This is a genomic window from Streptomyces aureocirculatus (genome assembly GCF_000720475.1).
GTDB classification, from domain to species: domain Bacteria; phylum Actinomycetota; class Actinomycetes; order Streptomycetales; family Streptomycetaceae; genus Streptomyces; species Streptomyces aureocirculatus.
In genome coordinates this window covers 66,507-89,383 of record NZ_JOAP01000023.1, presented here as the reverse complement: position 1 = coordinate 89,383, position 22,877 = coordinate 66,507, and the positions used below count along the sequence as shown (strand labels likewise).

Below are 22,877 nucleotides of genomic sequence, written 5' to 3'. Positions count from 1 at the left end.
ACCCCCGTACGTGCGCTCGCCCGGAGTTCGCCCCGCGCTCACGTCAGGGGCAGCTCCACGCGGACCCGCCAGTCGCCCTCGTGCGGCCCTGTGTCGGCGCGCCCGCCGAGGAGCGTGGCCCGCTCCCGTATCCCGCGCAGCCCGCTGCCGCCCCGTCCCGTCGTGGCCGCGGGGGCGGGCAGGGCGTTGCGTACGTCGAGCGTCAGCAAAGCCTCGTCTGCGGCCACTTGGACGCGCACCGGTACGGGCCCCGCGTGCCGCAGGACGTTCGTCAGGGCCTCCTGGAGCATGCGGTAGCCCTCGCGCGACACGGGCCCCGGCACCCGGTCCACAGGGCCGCTCAGGTCGACGTAGAGCTTCGCGCCCGCCGTGCGCGCGGAGACAAGCAGCCGGTCGGCGTCGGCGAGCGTCGGCCGCTCCCGCGCGGGCCTGCCGTCCTCGCGGAGCACCCGCAGCACCCGTTCCAGGTCCTCCAGGGCGTGCCTGCCCGTGTCCTCGATGGCTTCCAGGGCGCGTTCGGTGAACGCCGGGTCGGCGGTGGCGCGCGCGGCGCCCGCCTGCACGACCGCGACGGTCAGCGCGTGCCCGATGGAGTCGTGCAGCTCGCGGGCGATGCGATTGCGCTCGATGAGCTGCTCGGTGCGCTCCTCCAGGGCGGCGAGACGCTGCGCGGGCGAGGGGCCGAGGAAGCGGCGCGCGGCCGCCGCCACCAGCAGCCCCGCCAGCACGACGACGACGTACAGAGCCAGCAGCGGCAGGGGAAGGAGCAGCGCGGCGAGCCACCGCGGTCCCGCTACGGCGAACAGCGGGCTGTCCTCGTCCGGCGCCCCCGCCGCCGCGCCGGTCAGGGCCAGTGCCTGGCCGATGAGATTGACCGTGGCGAAGGCGGTCGCGCCGCCCACCTCCAGGCGCAGCACGAGCCACAGCGCGGTACGTACGCGGTCGTCCCAGGACGCCGACGGCGACACGGAGACACCGCTTCCGGCGGCGTCCTCGCTCTCATCGTCGTCCACGCGCGCGTGGGCACCCGGGAACAGCATCACGCGCGCCTGCAACCCCTCCGCGCGGCGCATCGCCGGAACCAGCGCCGCCGCGGCCACCAGCGGCACCGGATGGACGAAGAACATCAGGAACCAGTCGGCGACGCCCGCGTCCGTGATGCCGAGGATCGATGCGAACGTCAGCCCGACCACCCCGCTCACGACCAGGTGCAGCCAGCGCGTGTACGTGACGGCCCGCGTGAGCGGCCCGAACCACCGGGAGAAGGGCAGGGACATGCCGTCATCGTGCCAGGGCAGCCGCGCGGCCCGGCTCCCCCTTCCGGGAGAGACGATCTCCCCGGACGGGGGAGGCGCGGGCACCGTCCCCGCCATGACGCTGATGCCATGACCAGCATCGACGTCCAGCAGCTCACCAAGGAGTACGGCACCACGCGTGCGGTGGACGACCTGACCTTCGGCGTCCGTCCCGGCCAGGTCACCGGCTTCCTCGGACCCAACGGCGCCGGAAAGTCCACCACCTTGCGCCTCGTCCTCGGCCTCGACCGGCCCACCTCCGGCACCGCCACCGTCGGCGGGCGGCCCTACGCGGCGTACGAGGAGCCGCTGCGGCAGGTCGGCGCCCTCCTCGACGCGCAGGCCGCCCACGGGTCGCGCACCGCCCGCAACCACCTGCTCGCGCTCGCCGTCAGCAATCGCATCACCCCCGCGCGCGTGGACGAGGTCCTGGAGGAGACGGGCCTTTCGGCGGTCGCCGGTCGCCGCGTCAAGACGTACTCCCTGGGCATGCGCCAGCGCCTCGGTATCGCGGCCGCGCTGCTTGGTGACCCCGCCGTGGTCATCCTGGACGAGCCGTCCAACGGCCTCGACCCCGAAGGCATCATCTGGATCCGCGAGTTGCTGCGACGCCTCGCCCGCGAGGGCCGCACCGTGCTGGTGTCGAGCCACCTCATGAACGAGACCGCGACGTTCGCCGACCACCTGGTGGTCCTCGGCCGCGGCAGGCTGCTCGCGGACACCCCGATGCGGGAGTTCATCGCGTCCCACAGCAAACCGCGCGCCCGCGCCCGCACCACGGACCCGGTCAGGCTGCGCGCCGTGCTCGCCCGCGCCGGGCACGATCTGACGGCGGTCGACGGCGACGGTGACGGCGACGGCTCCCGGTGGGCGGTCGACGGCGCCAGGGCCGAGGAGATCGGCAGGCTCGCCGCGCGCGAGGGCGTGCCGATGCTCGAACTCGCCGACGAGGAAGCCTCGCTGGAGGACGCGTATCTGGCGCTCACGGCGTCCGCCACGGAATTCACCGCGGGCCCCTCTGGTGCCCTGACCGTTCCCGAGAAGCCCGCACCCCGCCAGGAGGCCTGACCATGTCCCCCACCGCCGTGCTCCACTCCGAATGGATCAAGATCAAGTCGCTGCGGGGAAGCATCGGATCGCTCGCCGCGGTGTTCCTGACGACGGTCGCCGTCACGGTCCTCGTCTTCGCCACCGTGGGCCGGGCGGAGGCCGACAACGCCGACGCCGAACCCCTCTTCGACGCCTTCTACGCGCTCAACTTCGGGCAGCTCGCCGCCATCGGCTTCGGTGCCACCGCCGTCAGCTCCGAGTACGTCAACGGCGCCCTGCGGGTCTCCCTGTCCGCCGTGCCGCGCCGAGGCTTGTTCTACCGCTCGAAGATCGCCGTCGTGGGCGGGGCGGCGCTCGCGGTCGGACTGCTCACGAGCTTCACGGCGTTCCTCGGCGGCCAGGCCTTCCTCGGCCAGCACGCCATCGGGCTCGGCCACACCGGTGCCGTGAGCGCGTGCGTGGGCGGCGGGATCTACCTCGCGCTCATGGCACTGCTCGCGGCGGGCCTCGCGGCACTGCTGCGCAGCGGGGTCGCCGTGCTCAGCGTGCTGATCCCGTTCAACCTGATCGTCCCGTTCGTGATCGGGGACGTGGCGGGCGGAGCGGCCCAGTTCCTGCCCGACCGGGCCGGGCAGCAGATCCTGCGCGAGGACCCGACGGGAGTGCTCGGCGGCTGGGCGGGCCTCGGCGTGATGGCGCTGTGGGCGGCGGCAGCGGTCGGCGCCGGGTGGTGGGCGGTGCGGCGGCGGGACGCGTGAGGGGTGGGGAGGGCCGTCGGAGGGAGGCGGAGGGCCTGGGAGGGCCGTCGGAGGGAGCTGAGGGGCCGGGAGAGCGGAGGGCCTGAGAGGGCTGTCGGAGGGGCTGAGGGGCCGGTGGGTCGTCTGACGGGAAGTCAATTGTCAGTGGCGGCCGCTTTACTGGACACCATGAGCAGCGCAGACCACATCGCCGCCATCGACCTGCTGCGCGCCCGAGGCTTCCCCGAGGCGTCCGGCAGGTCGGAACTCGGCTATGGCGGGCCGGGCTACCACGTAGCGGAGTTATCGACGCAGGACCAGTTGTGGGACGACGGCACGGCCCACGGGGAAGCGGAGGAGCAGTACGAGGCCGAGCGGGACGCCCTGACCGTGCTCCTGGCCGAGCGCTGGGGCGAGCCGCAGCACTTCAGCCTCGCCAGTGTGCAGCTCCGTGTCATGGCTCAGGGAGCTGAGGTTCCCGACCCGTGGGCGACGCTCAGCGAATCGGTCCCCGACCTGCATCTGTGGCGGGCCGATGAGCACTGGATAGCCCTGGGAGTGGCCCGCTGGGGCGAGCGCCGGGCGCTCCAACTCGTCGCCGTCGTCACGGAAGTCGACCCGCCGTGACGGTCGCCCGCGGTGTACGACCGCCACCCCGTGGGCGGGCAGCGGGCCCTCACCCGGTGCCGAGACCCAACTCCCCGTACGCACCCGGCTCGAAGAAGCGCTCCACATCGGCCTCCGTCACCGACGCGAGGTCGGCCGGGGACCAGCGGGGTGCCCGGTCCTTGTCGACGACCTGGGCCCGCACCCCCTCGGGGAAGTCCGGCGCCGTCAGACACGCGCACGACACGCGGTACTCCTGGTCCAGCGCCTCCTCCAGGGTGGGAAGGCGGCGCGCCCTGCGCAGGGCGGCGAGCGTGGCCTTCAGCGCCGTGGGGGAGCGCGAAAGCAGGTCGTCGGCCGCTTCCTTGGCCGCCGGGTCACCGCAGGACTGGAGACGGTCGACGATCTCCTCCACCGAGTCCGCGGCGTAGCAGGAGTCGATCCAGGCGCGGTGCGCGGCGAGTTCACCGGCGGGCGCCGCCTCGGCGTACTGCCGGACGACGTCCGCCGGGTCCGCGTCCGCGAGGGCCGCGGTGAACTCCGCGAGGCGTACCGACGGCACGTAGTGGTCGGCGAGGCCGCACAGCACCGCGTCGGCCGCGGACGCCGTCGTGCCGGTCAGCGCCAGATGCGTGCCCAGCTCGCCCGGCGCCCGCGTCAGGAGGAACGTGGCGCCCACGTCCAGGACGAAGCCGATGATCGTCTCGGGCATGGCGACGCGGGACCGCTCCGTGACGACCCGTACATCACCATGGGCCGAGATGCCGACACCGCCACCCATCACGAAGCCGTCCATCAGGGCGACGTACGGCTTCGGATAGTGGGCGATCCGGGCGTCGAGCAGATACTCGTCGCGCCAGTACGCCGCCGACGCGGCGCCGCCGCCCGCGAGGATGTCCTCGCGTACGGCCCGGATGTCGCCGCCCGCGCACAGGCCGCGCTCGCCCGCCCCGCTCACGACGACCGTCCGGACGGTGTCGTCGTGCTCCCACGCGGTGAGCGCCTCGTCTACGAGGCGGACCATGGCGTGGTCGAGCGCGTTCAGGGCACGCGGGCGGTTCAGGACGATGTGGCCTGCGCGGCCCTCGACCCGGGTAAGGACCGGTGGGGCGTCGTGACTCAATGAACTGTTCCCTCTTCACCTTCGGGACGCTGTGCCGCGTCCTCTTCGCTTTCGGGACGCTGTGCCACGTCCGGTTCGCCGTCGGGACGCCGTGATGCGTTCGGTTCGCCGTGGGGACGTTGTGCCGTGTCCGGTCCGCCGTGGGGACGCTGTGCCGCGTCCGCTTCGCCGTCCGGACGCCGGAACGCGTCCAGGATCTGCTCCGCCGCCACGGTCGCCGTCAGCGTCCCCTCGCGCACCCGCTGCTCCAACTCGGGTGCGAGCCGCCGCACGTCGGGATGGGCGTGCAGCCTGCCGAGCAGTTCGTCCCGGACCATCGTCCACGTCCAGTCGACCTGCTGGTCACGCCGTTTGGCGGCGAGGCGGCCGGTGGAGTCCAGAAGCTCACGGTGCTGTTCGAGCCGCTCCCAGAGGGTGTCGAGCCCCTTCGACTCACGGGCGCTGCAACTGAGGACGGGCGGGGTCCACGCCGCGTCGGCGGGATGCATGAGCCGCAAGGCTCCCGCCAGTTCCCGCGCCGCCGAGCGTGCGTCCCGCTCGTGCGGTCCGTCGGCCTTGTTGACGGCGATCACGTCCGCCAGCTCCAGGACGCCCTTCTTGATGCCCTGGAGCTGATCACCGGTGCGGGCCAGGGTGAGCAGCAGAAACGTGTCGACCATGTTGGCCACGGCCGTCTCCGACTGGCCGACGCCGACGGTCTCCACGAGCACCACGTCGTACCCGGCCGCCTCCATCACCACGATGGACTCGCGGGTCGCCTTCGCCACCCCGCCGAGCGTGCCCGCGGTGGGGGAGGGCCGCACGAACGCCGACGGGTCCACCGACAGGCGCTCCATGCGGGTCTTGTCGCCCAGGATGGAGCCGCCCGTCCGCGACGACGACGGATCGACGGCGAGCACGGCAACGCGGTGGCCGAGCGACGTCAGCATCGTGCCGAGCGCGTCGATGAACGTGGACTTCCCCACGCCCGGCACCCCGCTGATGCCGATCCGCCGGGCCCGTCCGGCGTGCGGGAGCAGTTCCGTCAGCAACTGCTGCGCCAGCAGGCGGTGCTGGGCCCTGGTGGACTCCACGAGCGTGATCGCGCGCGCGATGTGCGCACGCTTGCCGTCGAGCACGCCCTTCACATAGGTGTCGAGATCGATCCTCGGTGCCATGGGCTCAGCGGCTCACAGCCCGGCGCGGCCGGAGTCGGGCACCGAACCGTGGCCGGAGCCGGGGCCGGGGCCGGAGCCGGGGCTGGATTCGGTGTCCGACTCCGTCTCCGACTCCGGCGCACCGTCGTGGCCGAGCCCGGCGGCCAGCCGCCGTACCAGGTCGTACGCCGCGTCCGGAATGACCGTGCCGGGCGGGAACACCGCCGCCGCACCCGCCTCGTGCAGGGCGTCCACGTCCTGCGGCGGGATCACACCGCCCACGACGATCATGATGTCCTCGCGGCCCTCGGCGGCAAGCTCCGTACGCAGGGCGGGGACCAGCGTGAGATGACCGGCCGCCAGCGAGGAGACGCCGACGATGTGCACGTCCGCCTCGACGGCCTGCCGTGCCACCTCCGCGGGCGTCTGGAACAGCGGGCCGACGTCGACGTCGAAGCCCAAATCGGCGAAGGCGGTCGCGATCACTTTCTGGCCGCGGTCGTGCCCGTCCTGGCCCATCTTGGCGACCAGGATGCGCGGACGGCGCCCCTCGGCCTCCTCGAAGGACTCCACCAGGGCACGGGTGCGCTCCACGGACGGCGACGGGCCTGCTTCGGTGCGGTACACACCGGAGATCGTACGGATCTGGCCCGCGTGCCGCCCGTACGCCTTCTCCAGCGCGTCCGAGATCTCACCGACCGTCGCCATCGCGCGGGCCGCGTCCACCGCGAGGGCGAGGAGATTGCCTTCGAGCCCCGGGCCCGAGCCGCTCCCGGCCGCGGCCGTCAGCCTGCGCAGCGCGTCCTGGCACACCGCGTCGTCGCGCTCCTCGCGCAGCCGCCGCAGCTTGTCGATCTGCTGGGCGCGCACCGAGGAGTTGTCGACCTTCAGGACCTCGATCTGCTCGTCGCTGTCCACCCGGTACTTGTTCACGCCGATCACCGGCTGCCGCCCGGAGTCGATGCGCGCCTGCGTCCTGGCCGCGGCCTCCTCCACCCGCAGCTTCGGGATGCCCGCGTCGATGGCCTGCGCCATGCCGCCCGCCGCCTCGACCTCCTGGATGTGCTGCCAGGCGCGGCGCGCGAGGTCGTACGTCAGCTTCTCCACGTACGCGCTGCCGCCCCACGGGTCGATGACCCGGCACGTGCCCGACTCCTGCTGGAGCAGGAGCTGGGTGTTGCGGGCGATGCGCGCCGAGAAGTCGGTGGGCAGCGCGAGGGCCTCGTCGAGGGCGTTCGTGTGCAGGGACTGCGTGTGTCCCTGCGTCGCGGCCATCGCCTCCACGCAGGTGCGGGTCACGTTGTTGAACACGTCCTGCGCGGTCAGCGACCAGCCGGAGGTCTGCGAATGGGTGCGCAGGGAAAGGGACTTGGCGTTCTTGGGCTCGAACTGCTTGACCAGCTTCGCCCACAGCAGACGTGCCGCGCGCAGCTTGGCGACCTCCATGAAGAAGTTCATGCCGATCGCCCAGAAGAACGAGAGCCGCGGCGCGAACGCGTCCACGTCCAGGCCCGCCTCGCGGCCCGCCCGCAGATACTCGACGCCGTCGGCGAGCGTGTACGCCAGCTCCAGATCGGCCGTCGCCCCGGCCTCCTGGATGTGGTAGCCGGAGATCGAGATGGAGTTGTAGCGCGGCATCTTCTGCGACGTGAACGAGAAGATGTCGGAGATGATCCGCATCGAGGGCTTCGGCGGATAGATGTAGGTGTTGCGGACCATGAACTCCTTGAGGATGTCGTTCTGGATGGTCCCCGCCAGCTTCTCCAGCGGCACGCCCTGCTCCTCGGCGGCGACGATGTACAGCGCGAGTACGGGAAGGACCGCGCCGTTCATCGTCATCGACACCGTCATCCTGTCCAGCGGGATGCCGTCGAACAGTTGACGCATGTCGTACAAAGAGTCGATGGCCACGCCCGCCATGCCGACGTCGCCGGTCACACGCGGATGGTCGCTGTCGTAGCCGCGGTGCGTCGGCAGGTCGAACGCGACCGAGAGGCCCTTCTGGCCGGCCGCGAGATTGCGGCGGTAGAAGGCGTTGGACTCCTGCGCGGTGGAGAATCCCGCGTACTGCCGGATCGTCCAGGGCTGGTTGACGTACATCGTCGGGTACGGGCCGCGCAGATACGGCGCGACGCCCGGGTAGGTGCCGAGGAAGTCCAGGCCCTCCAGGTCGGCGCCGGTGTACAGGGGCTTGACCGCGATGCCCTCCGGGGTCTCCCACAGCAGGTCGTCGACGTCCTTGCCGGTGGCCGCCTCGACCGCGGCGCGCCACTGTTCGGCGGAACCCCGCGGGGCCGCGTCCGGCCCCAGGCCGATGCCGGAGAAGTCGGGGACGGTCATGGCGCCACTCCCATGAGGTCGAGGGTGGAGGAGAGCACGGCGACGGCGTCGCAGCCTGCGAAGACGTGGGTGACGGCGGCGTCGAGAGCGGCGTCCGTACCGGGACGCCCCGCGAGGAACACGCGCTCGGCACCCGCCGCTGTCAGCGCCGCGGCCACCGCGGCCCCCTCGGCCGTGTACAGCGCGTCGCTGGAGCACACGCACGCCACGCGCGCCCCACTGGCCTTCAATGCGCCGGAGGCGCCCGTCGCGTCCACCGTCACCGGGTCGTGCACGGCTTCGATCCCGCCCGCCTGGAAGAGGTTCGCGGCGAAGGAGACACGCGCGGTGTGCGCGGCGGCCGGGCCGAGCGCGGCCAGGAACACCTTCGGGCGGGTGCCGGTCTTCTCCAGATGCGCGTCGGAGCGGGCCCGCAAAGCTTCGTACGCCTCGTCGCGGCGCACCCTCGGCAGGCCACCCGTGGGACCGGCGGGCGCCGGCTCGCGCTCGACCGGCTTCTCCGTCAGGTTCGGGAACTCGCTGACGCCGGTGATCGGTTCGCGGCGCTCGGCGAGCTTCTTGGAACGCTCCGCCCACGTCGCCGCCAGGCTGTCCCCGAGCATGCCGGAACGCAGGGCCGCAGCCTGCCCGCCCGCGCCCTCGATCTGCTGGAAGAACTCCCAGGCCTTGTGCGCGAGTTCGACGGTGAGCCGCTCCACGTACCAGGAGCCACCCGCCGGGTCGACGACCCGCGCCAGGTGCGACTCCTCCAGGAGGATCGTCGAGGTGTTGCGGGCGATGCGCCGGGCGAAGGCGTCCGGCAGGCCCAGGGAGTGGTCGAAGGGCAGCACCGTGACCGCGTCCGCGCCGCCCACACCGGCACCGAGGCAGGCCACGGTTGTGCGCAGCATGTTCACCCACGGGTCGCGGCGCGCCATCATCACCGGCGACGTCACCACGTGCTGGCGCTGGGCGCCCGCGTCGGCGTCCCCGCTCGCCTCGGCGACGCGCGCCCAGAGACGCCTGGCCGCACGGAGCTTGGCGATGGTCAGGAACTGGTCGGCCGTGGCCGCGTACCGGAACTCAAGCTGCGCGCAGGCCTCCTGGAGGGTGAGGCCCGCGCCCGTGAGCAGCCGCAGATAGGCGACGCCGGTGGCGAGGGACGCACCGAGCTCCTGCGCGGCCGAGCCACCCGCCTCGTGGTACGGCAGCGCGTCCACCGTGAGCGCGCGCAGGCCGCCGTACTCCCGGCCGCACAGCCGCGCGAGCTCGACGGCGGCCTCGGTCCCCGCCTCCGTGCCCGTGCGCGCCTCGTACGCCAACGGGTCCGCGCCGAGGTTGCCGCGCGCCGCGTCCTTCGCGACACCCGCGGCCTCGATCAGACGCAGCAACTCCCGTGCGGCGGGCCCGACATCGGCGCCTGCGTCGAGGACGACGGGAGCCAGGTCCAGATACACGCCGTCGAGCGCCCGCTCGAGACCGGCGACCGGCAGGGCGTCCGGGCCCAGGGTGAGCCACAGCGATGTCACGCCGTTCTCGAGGTCGGCGAGCACGGACTCGTTCGTGCGTACGGGGTCGCCCGTGGCGTGCCGCTGCCGCACGTCCCACCCCGCCGCCGCACTGCCTGCGGCGCGGCCGCCCCGTACGAACGGGGCGAAACCCGGATGGCCCACACCGGCCAGGGCCTCGGCGTCGTGTGGGGTGTACAGGGGGCGGGTGCTGAGCCCGTCCTCGAGCGCGGTGGACAGCGCTTCCTCGGCCGCCGACCCCGATACGTCCTTACCCGACTTGCGCAGTACGCCTTCCACCAGGCGCTGCCACTGCTCATGGGTCGCATCAGGGAACTCGGCGGCCAGCGAAAGCCCGTCATCAGGCAGGACCGTCATATTCCGATGCTAGGGCGGAAACCCGGCCCCGTGCTGGGGCGACGCTGTGACCTTGCACTCTCCGGATCGGTCTTGAACTCGGACGGGTGGCCCGCTATTACCGGTGAGTAATAAGAGGGGGGTGTGGGCCGGTATGGACCGATACGGTCGCTGTCTCTTCGCGGGTCTCTTGTGCATCCTCCTCCGCCCCGCGTCAAGAGAACGTCAAGAAGATCGGCGTCCGCATCAGGATGGCGTCAACAAATGCGGGATGAGCTGCGGCGGGACCAAGACTGAGCGCCGCGGGGGAACGGACGAACGAACCCGTGACGCAGGGCCGTTGCCCGCGGGAGCGTGACGCACGCTGCCCGGGGGAGCGCGACGCACGCCGACGGCGGCGCGCACAGTTCCGCTGGGGGGGCGGGCTGTGACCACCCCAGCAGGTGCGACTGCCCCGTCCGGGGCCTGATCGTCCGTCCGCAAGGGGTCTCCGCCCGCGGCCACGAGGTGCCGCGGGCGGAGACATCCGCAGTAGGTACCGGGTACGGGTGGGTGCCGTCAGGGTGGCGTCAAGTCGGTCCCGGCCGCCGTATGAGAGGCGTCAAGTCCGTCCCGGCTGCCGTATGGGAGGCGTCAGGGGCGGCGGCGCATCCGCTGGTGGCCGCTTTGCTTCACGGGACCGGACATTTTCGTGGGCACCGGACCGCACTGCGTGTGGCCGGCCCGCACGTACCTCCAGGAGGCGGCAACCGATGACCCGGGTGCTGGTGGTCGAGGACGACCCGCAGCTCGTACGGGCTCTGGAGATCAACCTCAAGGCACGCAAGTACGAGGTGGACGCGGCGGTCGACGGGGGCACGGCCCGGCGTCTTGCGTCGGCGCGACCGCCTGACGTGGTCCTTCTTGATCTCGGGCTGCCCGACACGGACGGCATCGACGTGATCAGATGGCTGCGCGGCTTCAGCCGCGCGCCCATCCTCGTCGTGTCGGCCCGCCAGGCCTCCGCCGAGAAGGTCGCGGCGCTCGACGCGGGTGCCGACGACTACATCACCAAGCCGTTCAGCATGGACGAACTCCTCGCCCGGCTGCGGGCCGCCGCCCGCAGGCCCCGCGCCGCGGCGCGCGACGAGGCCACCGCCGCGACCGTCGTCGAGACCGAAGGGTTCACCCTCGACCTGGCCGCCAAGAAGGCGTTACGGGACGGGCGGGCCGTGCGGCTCACACCGACGGAGTGGCACCTCCTGGAGGTCCTGGTCCGCCACCGCGGCCGCCTGGTGGGACGGCAGCAGCTCCTCGCGGAGGTGTGGGGGCCGACACATGGCGCGCGGACCAACTATCTGCGGGTGTACATGGCCCAACTGCGCCGCAAGCTGGAGCCGGACCCGGCCCATCCGCGGCATCTGATCACGGCGCCGGGGATGGGGTATCGGTTCGAGGCGTAGATGTATGCCCAGGCGTGTTCCCAGGCGTGTTCATAGAAGTAGGCGTACGGAGTTGGGGCGGGGGATCCGGGGCGGGACGGGGGCGTAGGGAGCGGGCTCTGCGCGGGTTTGCGGGGCCGGGCCTCGCGCGCGGGTTTGCGGGGCCGGGCCCTGTACGGGTCTGCGGGGGCCGGGCCCTGCACGGGCCCGCGGGGTCAGTTGGCGGGCTGTGCGCTGCCCCGCAGGTCGGCGACCACCGCGGCGTGGTCGGACGGCCAGACTCCGCCGACCGGGCCGTCACCCGCACGCCGTACCCCGCGCACCGCGCCGAGGCCGCCCGGGCCCGGCGGACCGACGTGGACGTAGTCGATCCGGGCGCTCGGCTCGAACGTCAGCGCCACGTACGGGTTCGCTGCGTCCCAGGTGGCGGACGCCGCGCCCGGATCGGCGTACTCCCAGGCGTCCAGAAGCACCTGCCCCGGTACCGTGGGAGCCGTACGGTATCCGCCGTGCAGCCGCATCTCGTCCGAGTCCGGCCAGGCGTTGAAGTCACCCGTGACCACGGGTGGGAAATCCGTGCCGCCCCGGTGTTTCGCGACGAACTCCGCGAGCGCCGCGACCTGGGCGCACCGCGCCGCCGACGCGTGCGGCGGAGACGACAGGTGGGTGGTGAAGAAGGGCACGTCCTGCCCGGGAGCGGCGATGCGCGCGTGCAGTGCGAGGCGGCCGTCGTCCGCATCGTCGAGCGGCGGGAGTTGGGACACGGCGCGCTCGGCGATGGGCCAGCGGCTGAGGACCGCGTTGCCGAAGGCCACGGTCGGGTCGTCGATGCGCCGCTGCCACCGCTCGGGGGTCCGCGACGGCTCCCACGTCCAGTGCAGGTCGAGCTCCTCCGCCAGCCACTCCGCGAGGTTCTCGCCGTCCCGTTCCCACACCTCCTGCAAGCCCACGACGTCCGGCCGCAGTTCGCGCAGCACCGTGCGGACCGCCTTCCTCCGCTGCTGCCACGGGCCGAAACGCCACCACACGTTCCACGTCAATATCCGCACGCGAGTCCTCACTCGTTCGGGCCCGTGAGCCGGGCCGCGCGTCAGCAGAATGTCAGCGTGTTGCCTTTTGTCGTCAACGGCGCGTCATGACCAGTCGGATGACACCCCGTGCCGGGCATACCGTCACTGTGTGCCCGGCGCTCGCCGCCCGACACCCGGGCGACCGCCCGGACCGACGAGAGGCCGCCGGAGCTCAGGGAACTCCCCACGTTTTCTGAGGTTCCGTAAGCACCCGTAAGCACCCGAAAGCCCCCCGCAGGCCTTCGCAGCACTCCGAGGGTCCCCGAAAGTGTCCTCAAGGCTCCGCAAGTCTCCTCAAGGAGGAACCCCATGACGCAGCAACTGGTGTACGGAGAAGACCCCGAGCCCTCCGAACGCCGCCCGGCCGGGCCGCTGTTCGTACCCGTCCGGCCGGGACCCGCGGGCTGTGTCGCCCGCCTGTTCCGCACTCCCGTCGGCGGCCGCACCGCCGTCGCCTTCACCACATCACAACGTCTCACCGACGCACTCGGTGCCCGGCAGCCCTGGATCCGGCTCTCCGAGCCCGCCCTGCGCGCCCTCACCGAACCCCTGGGCATCGCCGCGGTCACCGTCGACCCCCGCCTGGCCCCCGCCCCGCTCGCGCCTGTCGCCGCCTCCTTGGCCCCGCCCCGGCGCACCGCGCGGCAGCGCGCGTGGGACCCCCGGGCTGGGGCCCTGCGCGTCACGGGGGCGGCCGCTCTGGTCGGCGTCCTGACCACGTGGCTCGGCTGAAGACAACTGTGACAACTGTGAAGACGACGAGGCAAAACGAGAAGCGAGCCATGACCCTTGCGGACATCCCCACTACAGCGGCGATTCCGGCGATTCCGGCGCCCCCCGCGACCGTGGCGACCCCGGTGGGCCCGGTAGCCCCTGTGCCCCCGGTAGCCCCTGTGCCCCCGGTGGCCCCGGCGACCGGCGGTCACATCACGCCTCCGGCCCCCGACGAGGGCGAGGGCGGTGGTGGCGAGGGCGGTGACGGTGGCGACGGCGACCTGGCCGTCTGGCCGCACTCCACCACCCGCATCGCCCGCGGTGACCTGGCCGTCGGCGGTGTCCCCCTCACCGAGATCGCCGACCGCTTCGGCACCCCGGCCTACCTGCTCGACGAGGCCGAGGTACGAGGGCGCTGCCGCACCTACGTGCACGCCTTTCCCGACACCGACGTCCTGTACGCCGCCAAGGCGTTCCTCTGTCGCGCCATGGCCCACTGGGTCGCCGAAGAGGGCCTGGGCCTCGATGTCTGCTCCGCCGGTGAACTCGAACTGGCCGTCACCACCGGCTTCCCCGCCGCACGCATCGTCCTGCACGGCAACGCCAAGAGCCCCGAGGACCTGCGCGCCGCGCTGCGCCTCGGCGTCGGCCGCATCGTCATCGACAGCGCCTCCGAGATCGCGCGCCTGGCCGCGGCCGTGCCGCCCGGCAGCCGTCAGAAGGTCCTCGTACGGGTCGTCCCCGGCATCGCCGCCGGCGGCCACAGCAAGATCCAGACGGGTACCGAGGACCAGAAGTTCGGCCTGTCCATCACGGACGGCTCCGCGCAACACGCCATCGCTCGCATTCTGGACCAGCCCGGCCTGGAACTGGTGGGCCTGCACTGCCACTTGGGCTCGCAGATCACCGCCGAGAAGCCGTTCCTGTGTGCGGTACGCCGCCTGGTCGGCCTGATGGCACGCATCAAGGACCACCACGGCATCACCCTCCCCGAACTGGACCTCGGCGGCGGCCACGGCATCGCCTACCACCCGGACGAGAACGCCCTCGACATCCCCTCCCTCGCTCGCAAGGTACGCGCCGAACTCGCCGAGAGCTGCGCTGCCGCCGGCCTCGCCGTACCCCGCTTGATCGTCGAACCCGGGCGCGCCATCGCCGGGCCCGCGGGCGTCGCCCTCTACCGCGTTCTGTCCGTCAAACGCACCGGCGACCGCACCTTCGTCGCCGTCGACGGCGGCATGAGCGACAACCCGCGCCCTGCTCTCTACGGCGTCCGCTACCTGCCGCGCCTCATCGGCCGCCGCTCCACCGCCGCACTGGCACCCGTGACCGTCGTCGGTCGGCACTGCGAGGCGGGCGACGTGCTCGCCGCGGACATCGCGCTACCGTCCGACATCCGCCCCGGCGACCTGCTCGCCGTCCCCGTCGCCGGCGCCTACCACCTGTCGATGGCCTCCGGCTACAACCTCGTCGGCCGTCCCCCCGTCGTCGCCGTCGCCGACGGCCACGCTCGCCTCCTCGTACGGCGTGAGTCCCTGGAGGACTTCCGCAGCCGGGACGTCGGCCTCTGAGCGACCGGGCGACCGACGACCGCACACAATCACGCGGCACGGCCTACGCAGCAGGACCGCAGGCTCGCCCAGCTCCCCTCACGAGGCCCTTCGTCCTCAGGAACCGAGAAAGCGCAGGATCGCGAGCACCCGGCGGCTATAGCCCGTGACACCGGACAGCTCCAGCTTGTCGAAGATCGCGTTCACATACTTCTCCACGGCGCTCTGCGAGACGTGCAGTTGCTCCGCGATGGCAGCGTTCGTATGGCCCTGCGCCATCTTGGCGAGCACATCACGCTCCCGCTCCGTCAGCCGCTGCAAGGGGTCCACTTGGCTGCTGAACGTCAGCAACTGTCGCACCACCTCCGGGTCGAACGCCGTCCGGCCCGCACCGACGCGGTCGAGCGCGTCCAGGAACTCGTCGACCTGGACGACTCGGTCCTTGAGCAGATACCCCACCCCTTCCGTGGCCGTCGTCAACAGGTCGGTGGCATACCGCCGTTCGACATACTGCGACAGGACGAGAACGCCCGTGTCCGGCCAGCTCCGGCGGATCTCCAGGGCGGCCCGCAGCCCCTCGTCGGTGTGCGTCGGCGGCATCCGCACATCCACCACGGCGGCGTCCGGCGGATCAGCGGCGATCGCCTCCAGCAGGGCACCCGCGTCCCCCACGGACGCCGTCACCTCGTGCCCCTCGTCGGCGAGCAGCCGGGCCAGGCCCTCGCGCAGCAGCGTCGAGTCGTCGGCAAGCATTACACGCATGGCAACTCCGCGGTGATGACGGTGGGGCCTCCGGCCGGACTGATCACCGTCAACGTACCGTCGAGCGCTGCGACCCTGCGGGTCAGGCCCAACAGCCCACTGCCGGACGGGTCCGCCCCGCCGCGGCCGTCGTCCTCCACATACAGCCGCAGCAGCGTGCCCGCACGGTCGGCCCGCACCGTCACCAGGCCGGCGCCGGAGTGCTTGACCGCGTTCGTCACCGCTTCGGCCGCGACGAAGTACGCGACCGCCTGCGCCGTCGGCGGCGGTATGTCCCGCAGGTCGCAGAAGAGCCGGACGGGTATCGCGGCCCGCTCGGCGACCGATTCCAGGGCGGCGGCGAGTCCGCCCTCGTCGAGCGCCGCCGGATACACCCGCCAGGCCACGTCTCTCAGCTCCACCAGTGCTTGCTGCGACTCCTCGTGGGCCTGCCGGAGCAACTCGGCGGACTTGCCGGGGTCCGGGGCGCGGCGGGCTCTGCCGAGCAGCATGCCGAGGGCGACAAGACGCTGCTGGACGCCGTCGTGCAGATCCCGCTCGATGCGCCGCCGCTCGTCGTGGACGGCCTGGACGACTCCGGCGCGGCTCTCCGCCAGCTCCCCGATGCGGCGCTGCATGCTCATGCGGTCGCTGGGGCTGAGGAAATGCCGTGCCAGTTGTTCGTCCATCAGCGCCACGGCATGCACTCCCTGCATGCTCAGAAAGAGGAGGAACAGGCCGCCGAATCCGGAAAGCACCATGGTCACCGGCCATCGGTCGAGGTCGACCCAGAACCAGCCCCACACCAGCAGCGACGCATACCCGGCGCCGCAGACCGCGGCCAGGAGCACCACTCCGCCCAGGACGCCCACAGTCCAGCGCGTGGACACATAGGCGAGGGCGGGCATACCGGTCAGCGGCGCGGTGACACCCATCGGGTCAGGGCCGTACCAAAGAGTCATCCGGCGCCGCTGCCATCCCGCCCACCGGCGGGCGCCCGCGAGTATCGGGGTTTCGCCGCGGCGCTCGTCGGCGGAGCGCCCCAGCGTGACGAGCAGCCACAGCCCGGACGCCAGCGTCAGGACCAGCTCGACGGCGGCGCTGAGGAATCCGATGAGGACTCCGGCGGCGACGCGCAGTCGGCGGACGAGGAAGTTTCGCATGATCAAACACGCTAGCCGAGCCGTGCGCGGAGCGGACTGCGGAAAACCGCAAAGCTGTCTGCGGTAGGCCGCAGGCCGTATCTACGGCGTTCCGCAGGCGGGCCTACGGCTTCCCGCAGCGCAACTGTGCGGCCGCCCTCATACCGCGGTGGCCTGCGGTTTCGTACCGTCGAAGACATGATCCTCACTGCTCAGCACACGCTCGCTGCCGCATCCGAGTCCTTCGCGGCGACAGTCTCACCCGTCTCCGGATCCGCTCGGCACGTGGTGTACGCGGCCGCCCCCGCCGACGCCCCCGCGGGGGGTATAGCGGGGTGGGCGGCCGATCTCATGGACTCGCTCGGCGCGGTCGGGGCCGGCGCGGCAATCGCGCTGGAGAATCTGTTCCCGCCCCTGCCCAGCGAGGTGATCCTGCCCCTGGCCGGATTCGCCGCCAGCCAGGGCAAGTTCAGCCTTCTGGCGGCCCTGCTGTGGACGACGGTCGGCTCGGTCGTCGGAGCCCTCGCGCTGTACTGGGTCGGCGCCCTGCTCGGCCGGGACCGCACGGTCGCCGTCGCCGCACGCCTGCCGCTGGTCAAGACGTCGGACATAGAGAAGACGGAGGCATGGTTCAGCCGGCACGGCACCAAGGCCGTGTTCTTCGGCCGAATGATCCCGATCTTCCGCAGCATGATCTCGATACCGGCCGGGATCGAGCGGATGCCGCTGCCCGTGTTCCTGGGCCTCACGACACTGGGCAGCCTGCTGTGGAACAGCGTGTTCGTGCTGCTCGGCTATGGGCTCGGCAGCCGCTGGCACGAGGTCACCGACGTGGTCGGCCTGTACTCGAAGGCCGTGCTCGGCATCGTCGCCCTGGCTGTCCTGGTGTTCGTGGTGATCCGCATACGCAAGGCGGGCCGCGGCTCACACCGGTCGAGGAACTGACCCCACCGGATGCGCGAACCGCGACCCGCCCGCAGGAGAACGAACGACCCGACCGACGCGGACATCACCCGACCGACTCAGAGATCAGAGGACCATCATGGCCGGACCGCCGAACTCAGAGAATCGCGCCCGGCTTGTAGGCCGCCGCCTCCGGGTGCTCCTTGAGGACAGCCTCGACCTGGGCGACGACCGTGGCGACCTGATCGCTGGCGGCACCGGTGAACGACAGCTTGTCGGCCATCAGCTCGTCCAGTTGGGCGCGGTCCAGCGGAATGCGGGAGTCGGCGGCGAGCTTGTCCAGGAGCTCGTTGCGCTCGGCGCCCTGCTCACGCATGGCGAGGGCGGCGGCGACGGCGTTCTCCTTGATCGCCTCGTGGGCCTCCTCACGGCCCACACCGGCCCGCACGGACGCCATGAGCACCTTGGTGGTGGCGAGGAACGGCAGATAGCGGTCCAGCTCACGGGCGATGACAGCCGGGAACGCGCCGAACTCGTCAAGGACCGTCAGGAACGTCTCCAGCAGGCCGTCCAGCGCGAAGAACGCGTCGGGCAGGGCCACGCGGCGCACGACCGAGCAGGAGACGTCGCCTTCGTTCCACTGGTCGCCGGCCAGTTCGGCGGTCATCGAGGCGTAGCCGCGGAGGATGACGGTCAGGCCGTTGACGCGCTCGCAGGAGCGGGTGTTCATCTTGTGCGGCATCGCGGACGAGCCGACCTGGCCGGGCTTGAAGCCTTCGGTGACCAGTTCGTGCCCGGCCATCAGGCGGATCGTCTTGGCCAGCGAGGACGGGGCGGCGGCGAGCTGCACGAGTGCCGTCACCACCTCGTAGTCGAGGGAGCGGGGGTAGACCTGACCGACGGAGGTGAAGGCACGGTCGAAGCCGAGGTGGGAGGCGATGCGGTCCTCGAGCTCGGTGAGCTTGTCGGTGTCGCCGCCGAGCAGGTCGAGCATGTCCTGGGCGGTGCCGACGGGGCCCTTGATGCCGCGCAGCGGGTAGCGGCCGAGGAGGTCCTCCAGGCGGCGGTGGGCCACGAGCAGTTCGTCGGCGGCCGTGGCGAAGCGCTTGCCGAGGGTGGTGGCCTGGGCGGCGACGTTGTGGGAGCGGCCGGCCATGACCAGCTCGGCGTACTCACCGGAGAGCCTGCCCAGGCGGGCGAGGACGGCGACGGTGCGGGACCGGACCAGTTCGAGGGAGAGCCGGATCTGGAGCTGCTCCACGTTCTCGGTGAGGTCGCGGGAAGTCATGCCCTTGTGGATGTGCTCGTGACCGGCGAGGGCGTTGAACTCCTCGATGCGGGCCTTCACGTCGTGCCGGGTGACCTTCTCGCGCTCGGCGATGGAGGCCAGGTCGACCTGGTCGAGCACGCGCTCGTAGTCGGTGATCGCGGCGTCCGGCACATCGATGCCGAGGTCCTTCTGGGCACGCAGGACGGCGAGCCAGAGGCGGCGCTCCAGCTTCACCTTCTGCTCGGGCGACCAGAGCGTCGCGAGCTCGGTGGAGGCGTAACGCCCGGCGAGGACGTTCGGGATACGGGGCTTTGCAGGCGCAGCAGTCACAGTCGGCCATTCTACTGTCGGTTTCTGCAGGCCAGCGCCATGGGCCGGATCGTCGGAAGCTACAAGAAGCGACCCGTGTCAGGCTGTGTCCGGCTCCACGCGGTGCCAGGTCCGGACGGGGCCCGGGGTCACCGGGTCGTTCGGCGTCACCCAGAACGCACGGCCGGTCTCGGGATCCACATGAGCGCCCACGCGGCCGTCACCGGACGAGCGGCCGGTCAGCCGGCGGCCGATCCAGGGGCCCAGATGCTGTCGGGCGAAGCGCAGGTCGCTCGCGCGGCGGGCGGCCCAGGCGGCGCGAGCCGCGGGCGGCAGCGGTGTGCGCCAGTCATCCACCGGTTCGTGGCCGAGCGTCTGCCACACCGCCTCGGCGACCCGGCGGTGCCCCTCCGCCGTCAGGTGCAGCCGGTCCACGTCCCACATCCGCTGGTCGCCGAGCGCCGTGGACCCGTACAGATCGACGACGACGGCTCCGTGCCGGGCCCCGAGTTCGTCGACGTAGTGGAAGAGTTCTTCCATGCGGGGGCGGAACCGTTCGAGGACCGGGCCCTGGCGGCCTGGGCTGCGCATCAGGACCAATTGTTTGCAGGCCGGGGCGAGGGTCTCCACCGCGTGTTCAAGGAGCCCGCGCACCCGGCCCATGTCGCACTTGGGCCGCAAGGTGTCGTTGAGGCCGCCGACGAGGGTGACCACATCGGCGCCGAGTGCGGCGGCCATGGGGGCCTGCTCCTCGGCGATCTGTCCGATGAGCTTGCCGCGTACGGCGAGGTTGGCGTACCGGAAGCCGGGGGTGCGGGTCGCCAGACGCTCAGCGAGGACATCGGCCCAGCCGCGGTAGCTGCCGTCCGGCAGCAGATCGGACATGCCCTCGGTGAAGGAGTCGCCGATCGCGACAAGGCTTGTGTGGTGGGGATCGATCTGCATGGCGATGCGATGGTATCCCGCCCTTGCCGGGGCTGCCGGGGCTGCCGGGGGCGGTCCGGGCGGTTCCGGTGGGCTCAGGGGCGGGTGAAGCGGGCGGCGTGCTCGCCGTGCAGACGGCCGGGTGGCAGCTTCCGGCCGAACGCCACGAGGCCCCGAGCCCCCGACCGCGGGCCCCCGCCCAGCCTCCCCCCCCCGGGGGGCGCCTCACACAGGCTGGCCGAACAGCTCCCGCAGCACGTCCTCCATGGTGACCATCCCGGCCAGCCTGCCGTCCTCGCCGAGCACCGCGGCCACATGGGTGCGGCTGCCCCGCATGGCCGTCAGGACGTCGTCCAGCGGGGTGGCCGCCCGTACCCGGGCGATGGACCGCATGTCCGCCACCCGGAAAGGCAGGTCCCGCGGGCTGACGTCGAGGGCGTCCTTGACGTGGAGGTAGCCGACGATGCGGCGACCCTCGTCGACGACAGGGAAGCGCGAGAAGCCGGTCTCGGCCGACAGCGCCTCCAGTTGTTCCGGCGTGACGCCCACGCGCGCGTACTTCACTCGCTCAAGGGGAAGCACCACGTCACGCACCGGGCGGCGCCCCAGCTCCAGGGCTTCGTGCAGCCGCTCCTGGGCCCGGTCGTCGATCAGGCCCGCGTCGCTGGAGTCCTGCACCAGACGGGCCAGTTCGGCGTCCGAGAAGGTGGCCGCGACCTCGTCCTTCGTCTCGACCCGCAGCAGCTTCAGGATCGCGTTGGCGAACGCGTTGATCGCGAAGACCAGCGGGCGCAGCGCCCGCGCGCACGTCACCAGGGGCGGCCCGAGCAGCAGCGCGCTGCGCACCGGCTCGGCCAGGGCGATGTTCTTCGGGATCATCTCGCCGAGCAGCATGTGCAGATACGTCGCCACGGCCAGCGCGATGACGAACGAGATCGGGTGGACGAGGCCGTGCGGCACGCCCACACCGTTGAACACCGGCTCCAGGAGATGCGCGATCGCCGGCTCGGCGACGACGCCGAGCACCAGGGTGCACAGCGTGATGCCGAGCTGTGCGGCGGCCATGAGGACGGACACGTGCCGCAGGCCCCACAGGACGCTCTTGGCGCGCCGGTCGCCGTCCTCGGCGTGCGGCTCGATCTGGCTGCGCCGCACGGAGATCAGGGCGAACTCGGCGCCCACGAAGAAGGCGTTGACGACGAGCGTCGCGAGGCCGATCAAAAGCTGAATGACGATCATCGGTCGTTCTCCTCCGGCTCATCACCTGCGGCGTCGGCGGGCGCGTGCAGCAGCACCCGGGCGGCGCGGCGGCCCGTGGCGTCCATGACGTCCAGGCGCCAGTGGGCCACCTCGACCGTGTCGCCGGCGGCGGGGATGCGGCCGAGCTCGGTGGCGACAAGGCCGGCCAGCGTCTCGTACGGGCCGTCCGGCGCCCGCAGGCCCACGCGTGCGAGCTGGTCGGTGCGGGCAGCGCCGTCCGCCGAGTACAGCGCGCGGCCGTCCTCGTCGGTGCCGGCCGGGGCGAGGTCGGGCGTCTCGTGCGGGTCGTGCTCGTCGTGGACCTCGCCGACGACTTCCTCGACGATGTCCTCCAGGGTCGCGACGCCCGCCGTACCGCCGTACTCGTCGATGACGACGGCCATGGTGCGCTTGCCCGAGAGCCGGTCCAGGAGGCGTTCGACGGTCAGCGACTCCGGTACGAGCAGCGGCTCGCGCATCAGCTCGTGCACGGACTGGCGCGGTCTGCGCTCGGCGGGCACGGCCAGGATGTCCTTGATGTGGACGACACCGACGACCGCGTCGAGGCTGCCGCGGTAGATCGGGAACCGGGACAGACCGGTCGCGCGGGTGGCGTTGGCGACGTCCTCGCAGGTGGCCTGCACGTCGAGGGCGACGACCTGCACGCGCGGCGTCATCACGTTCTCCGCGGTGAGGTCGGCCAGGTTCAGCGTGCGCATGAACCGCTCGGCGGTGTCCGGCTCCAGGGCGCCCTCCTTGGCGGAGTGCCGGGCCAGGGCGACCAGCTCCTTGGGGCCGCGCGCGGAGGCGAGCTCCTCGGTGGGCTCCATGCCGATGCGGCGCACCGCGCGGTTCGCCGTGTTGTTCAGGTGCCTGATGAAGGGCCGGAACGCGGCGCTGAAGAAGCGCTGTGGCGTCGCCACGCGCTTGGCGATGGCCAAGGGCGAGGAGATCGCCCAGTTCTTGGGCACCAGCTCACCGACGACCATCAGAAAGACCGTCGACAGGGCGGTGCCGAGCATGAGGGCGACGGTCGAGGACGCCGAGTCGGGCACACCGGCGGCGTTCAGCGGGCCCTGGATGAGGTCTCCGATGGCCGGTTTGGCGAGCATACCGACGACCAGGCCGGTCACGGTGATGCCGAGCTGTGCGCCGGAGAGCTGGAAGGTGAGGTTCTTGACGGCCTTGAGGGCGCTGGCGGCGCCCCGCTCGCCGCGTTCGACGGCACGCTCCAGGTCGCTGCGTTCCACGGTCGTGAGCGAGAACTCCGCGGCGACGAAGACACCGCACGCGAGCGAGAGCAGCACCGCCAAGAGGAGCAGGAGCACTTCGGTCATCGGGTCACCTCCGTCCCATGGTCGGCCACGGGCGTGGTGAATGCGCGATGTCGGGTACTCGTGGTACTGGGAGGCTCGCCCATGGGCGGACGCTCACACCTTTCCATGAGGTTCGAATTCAAATGA

19 protein-coding genes are annotated in these 22,877 nt (G+C 71.9%); 7 read left to right on the top strand and 12 right to left on the bottom strand.

Annotated elements, in window-relative coordinates; genetic code table 11:
* Nucleotides 1-38 precede the first annotated feature (38 nt).
* Nucleotides 39-1,277, bottom strand: coding sequence for a sensor histidine kinase (locus tag IG78_RS0122345; protein WP_030565954.1), 1,239 nt, complete (start codon nt 1,275-1,277; stop codon nt 39-41).
* 108 nt (nt 1,278-1,385) lie between these two features.
* Here IG78_RS0122345 and IG78_RS0122340 point away from each other — a divergent pair, with 108 nt between their 5' ends.
* The 3 genes from IG78_RS0122340 (at nt 1,386) to IG78_RS0122330 (ending at nt 3,709) form a co-directional block, all read left to right on the top strand.
* On the top strand, nt 1,386-2,363 hold the full coding sequence (locus tag IG78_RS0122340) for an ABC transporter ATP-binding protein (protein WP_051852842.1): 978 nt from the start codon (nt 1,386-1,388) through the stop codon (nt 2,361-2,363).
* A 2-nt stretch (nt 2,364-2,365) separates the two neighbouring features.
* A complete protein-coding gene (locus tag IG78_RS0122335) occupies nt 2,366-3,103 on the top strand; it encodes an ABC transporter (RefSeq protein ID WP_030565950.1) in 738 nt (245 codons plus the stop codon).
* Between the two features lie 168 nt (nt 3,104-3,271).
* Nucleotides 3,272-3,709 (top strand): hypothetical protein, encoded by a 438-nt coding sequence (locus IG78_RS0122330; protein WP_030565948.1) that lies wholly within the window; start codon nt 3,272-3,274, stop codon nt 3,707-3,709.
* A 49-nt stretch (nt 3,710-3,758) separates the two neighbouring features.
* On the opposite strand, the gene IG78_RS0122325 is transcribed toward IG78_RS0122330, so the two are convergent.
* Genes IG78_RS0122325 through IG78_RS0122310 form a run of 4 tightly spaced genes read right to left on the bottom strand, consistent with a single transcriptional unit; the run spans nt 3,759 to nt 10,152 of the window.
* Nucleotides 3,759-4,811, bottom strand: coding sequence for an enoyl-CoA hydratase/isomerase family protein (locus IG78_RS0122325; protein WP_030565946.1), 1,053 nt, complete (start codon nt 4,809-4,811; stop codon nt 3,759-3,761).
* The gene (gene meaB, locus IG78_RS0122320) at nt 4,808-5,968 is read right to left on the bottom strand and encodes a methylmalonyl Co-A mutase-associated GTPase MeaB (RefSeq protein WP_225882178.1); all 1,161 of its coding nucleotides are present in this window, start codon (nt 5,966-5,968) and stop codon (nt 4,808-4,810) included. The genes IG78_RS0122325 and meaB overlap by 4 nt, the downstream gene beginning before the upstream one ends.
* 12 nt (nt 5,969-5,980) lie before the next feature.
* Nucleotides 5,981-8,287, bottom strand: a complete 2,307-nt coding sequence (scpA, locus tag IG78_RS0122315; RefSeq protein ID WP_078965378.1) for a methylmalonyl-CoA mutase — start codon at nt 8,285-8,287, stop codon at nt 5,981-5,983.
* Nucleotides 8,284-10,152, bottom strand: a complete 1,869-nt coding sequence (locus IG78_RS0122310) for a methylmalonyl-CoA mutase family protein (RefSeq protein WP_030565939.1) — start codon at nt 10,150-10,152, stop codon at nt 8,284-8,286. Before IG78_RS0122310 ends, scpA begins: the two co-directional genes overlap by 4 nt.
* A gap of 731 nt (nt 10,153-10,883) precedes the next feature.
* Between IG78_RS0122310 and IG78_RS0122305 the strand changes: the two genes are divergently transcribed.
* Nucleotides 10,884-11,573, top strand: a complete 690-nt coding sequence (locus tag IG78_RS0122305; protein WP_030565938.1) for a response regulator — start codon at nt 10,884-10,886, stop codon at nt 11,571-11,573.
* Between the two features lie 194 nt (nt 11,574-11,767).
* Here the strand turns inward: IG78_RS0122305 and IG78_RS0122300 are convergent, their stop codons facing one another.
* Nucleotides 11,768-12,601 (bottom strand): endonuclease/exonuclease/phosphatase family protein, encoded by an 834-nt coding sequence (locus IG78_RS0122300; protein WP_030565936.1) that lies wholly within the window; start codon nt 12,599-12,601, stop codon nt 11,768-11,770.
* A gap of 330 nt (nt 12,602-12,931) precedes the next feature.
* On the opposite strand from IG78_RS0122300, the gene IG78_RS0122295 reads away from it, so the two are divergent.
* Both IG78_RS0122295 and lysA read left to right on the top strand, forming a co-directional pair.
* Nucleotides 12,932-13,354 (top strand): SAV_915 family protein, encoded by a 423-nt coding sequence (locus IG78_RS0122295; protein ID WP_030565935.1) that lies wholly within the window; start codon nt 12,932-12,934, stop codon nt 13,352-13,354.
* Nucleotides 13,355-13,404: 50 nt separating this feature from the next.
* Nucleotides 13,405-14,907 carry a diaminopimelate decarboxylase gene (gene lysA, locus IG78_RS0122290; RefSeq protein WP_404827716.1) on the top strand — a complete coding sequence of 501 codons (1,503 nt, stop codon included), beginning with the start codon at nt 13,405-13,407 and terminating at the stop codon, nt 14,905-14,907.
* Nucleotides 14,908-15,003: 96 nt separating this feature from the next.
* Here the strand turns inward: lysA and IG78_RS0122285 are convergent, their stop codons facing one another.
* Together IG78_RS0122285 and IG78_RS0122280 are read right to left on the bottom strand one after the other, a co-directional pair.
* Nucleotides 15,004-15,639: a response regulator gene (locus IG78_RS0122285; RefSeq protein ID WP_030565933.1), complete on the bottom strand. Its 636-nt coding sequence runs from the start codon at nt 15,637-15,639 to the stop codon at nt 15,004-15,006.
* Complete coding sequence (locus tag IG78_RS0122280; protein WP_030565932.1) at nt 15,639-16,790, bottom strand: sensor histidine kinase; 1,152 nt, start codon at nt 16,788-16,790, stop codon at nt 15,639-15,641. Before IG78_RS0122280 ends, IG78_RS0122285 begins: the two co-directional genes overlap by 1 nt.
* Nucleotides 16,791-16,967: 177 nt before the next feature.
* Here IG78_RS0122280 and IG78_RS0122275 point away from each other — a divergent pair, with 177 nt between their 5' ends.
* Nucleotides 16,968-17,714 carry a DedA family protein gene (locus tag IG78_RS0122275; RefSeq protein ID WP_225882177.1) on the top strand — a complete coding sequence of 249 codons (747 nt, stop codon included), beginning with the start codon at nt 16,968-16,970 and terminating at the stop codon, nt 17,712-17,714.
* Nucleotides 17,715-17,829: 115 nt separating this feature from the next.
* On the opposite strand, the gene purB is transcribed toward IG78_RS0122275, so the two are convergent.
* From purB to IG78_RS0122255, 4 genes are all read right to left on the bottom strand, one after another.
* Nucleotides 17,830-19,272, bottom strand: coding sequence for an adenylosuccinate lyase (gene purB, locus IG78_RS0122270; protein ID WP_030565928.1), 1,443 nt, complete (start codon nt 19,270-19,272; stop codon nt 17,830-17,832).
* Between the two features lie 78 nt (nt 19,273-19,350).
* Nucleotides 19,351-20,196: an SGNH/GDSL hydrolase family protein gene (locus tag IG78_RS0122265; RefSeq protein WP_030565926.1), complete on the bottom strand. Its 846-nt coding sequence runs from the start codon at nt 20,194-20,196 to the stop codon at nt 19,351-19,353.
* Between the two features lie 204 nt (nt 20,197-20,400).
* Nucleotides 20,401-21,414 carry a hemolysin family protein gene (locus IG78_RS0122260; protein ID WP_030565924.1) on the bottom strand — a complete coding sequence of 338 codons (1,014 nt, stop codon included), beginning with the start codon at nt 21,412-21,414 and terminating at the stop codon, nt 20,401-20,403.
* Entirely contained in the window at nt 21,411-22,751 is a 1,341-nt protein-coding gene (locus IG78_RS0122255; protein ID WP_030565922.1) for a hemolysin family protein, read from the bottom strand. The genes IG78_RS0122260 and IG78_RS0122255 overlap by 4 nt, the downstream gene beginning before the upstream one ends.
* Nucleotides 22,752-22,877: the final 126 nt, after the last annotated feature.

Excerpts from the sequence above, each read along its gene's own strand:
- IG78_RS0122345 (WP_030565954.1), bottom strand. The coding sequence starts at position 1,277 with ATGTCCCTGCCCTTCTCCCGGTGGTTCGGGCCGCTCACGCGGGCCGTC.
- IG78_RS0122275 (WP_225882177.1), top strand. The coding sequence starts at position 16,968 with ATGATCCTCACTGCTCAGCACACGCTCGCTGCCGCATCCGAGTCCTTC.
- IG78_RS0122265 (WP_030565926.1), bottom strand. The coding sequence starts at position 20,196 with ATGCAGATCGATCCCCACCACACAAGCCTTGTCGCGATCGGCGACTCC.
- IG78_RS0122255 (WP_030565922.1), bottom strand. The coding sequence starts at position 22,751 with ATGACCGAAGTGCTCCTGCTCCTCTTGGCGGTGCTGCTCTCGCTCGCG.
- IG78_RS0122280 (WP_030565932.1), bottom strand. The coding sequence starts at position 16,790 with ATGCGAAACTTCCTCGTCCGCCGACTGCGCGTCGCCGCCGGAGTCCTC.
- IG78_RS0122310 (WP_030565939.1), bottom strand. The coding sequence starts at position 10,152 with ATGACGGTCCTGCCTGATGACGGGCTTTCGCTGGCCGCCGAGTTCCCT.
- IG78_RS0122260 (WP_030565924.1), bottom strand. The coding sequence starts at position 21,414 with ATGATCGTCATTCAGCTTTTGATCGGCCTCGCGACGCTCGTCGTCAAC.
- scpA (WP_078965378.1), bottom strand. The coding sequence starts at position 8,287 with ATGACCGTCCCCGACTTCTCCGGCATCGGCCTGGGGCCGGACGCGGCC.
- IG78_RS0122340 (WP_051852842.1), top strand. The coding sequence starts at position 1,386 with ATGACCAGCATCGACGTCCAGCAGCTCACCAAGGAGTACGGCACCACG.
- IG78_RS0122335 (WP_030565950.1), top strand. The coding sequence starts at position 2,366 with ATGTCCCCCACCGCCGTGCTCCACTCCGAATGGATCAAGATCAAGTCG.
- IG78_RS0122285 (WP_030565933.1), bottom strand. The coding sequence starts at position 15,639 with ATGCTTGCCGACGACTCGACGCTGCTGCGCGAGGGCCTGGCCCGGCTG.
- IG78_RS0122330 (WP_030565948.1), top strand. The coding sequence starts at position 3,272 with ATGAGCAGCGCAGACCACATCGCCGCCATCGACCTGCTGCGCGCCCGA.
- lysA (WP_404827716.1), top strand. The coding sequence starts at position 13,405 with ATGACCCTTGCGGACATCCCCACTACAGCGGCGATTCCGGCGATTCCG.
- IG78_RS0122305 (WP_030565938.1), top strand. The coding sequence starts at position 10,884 with ATGACCCGGGTGCTGGTGGTCGAGGACGACCCGCAGCTCGTACGGGCT.
- meaB (WP_225882178.1), bottom strand. The coding sequence starts at position 5,968 with ATGGCACCGAGGATCGATCTCGACACCTATGTGAAGGGCGTGCTCGAC.
- IG78_RS0122295 (WP_030565935.1), top strand. The coding sequence starts at position 12,932 with ATGACGCAGCAACTGGTGTACGGAGAAGACCCCGAGCCCTCCGAACGC.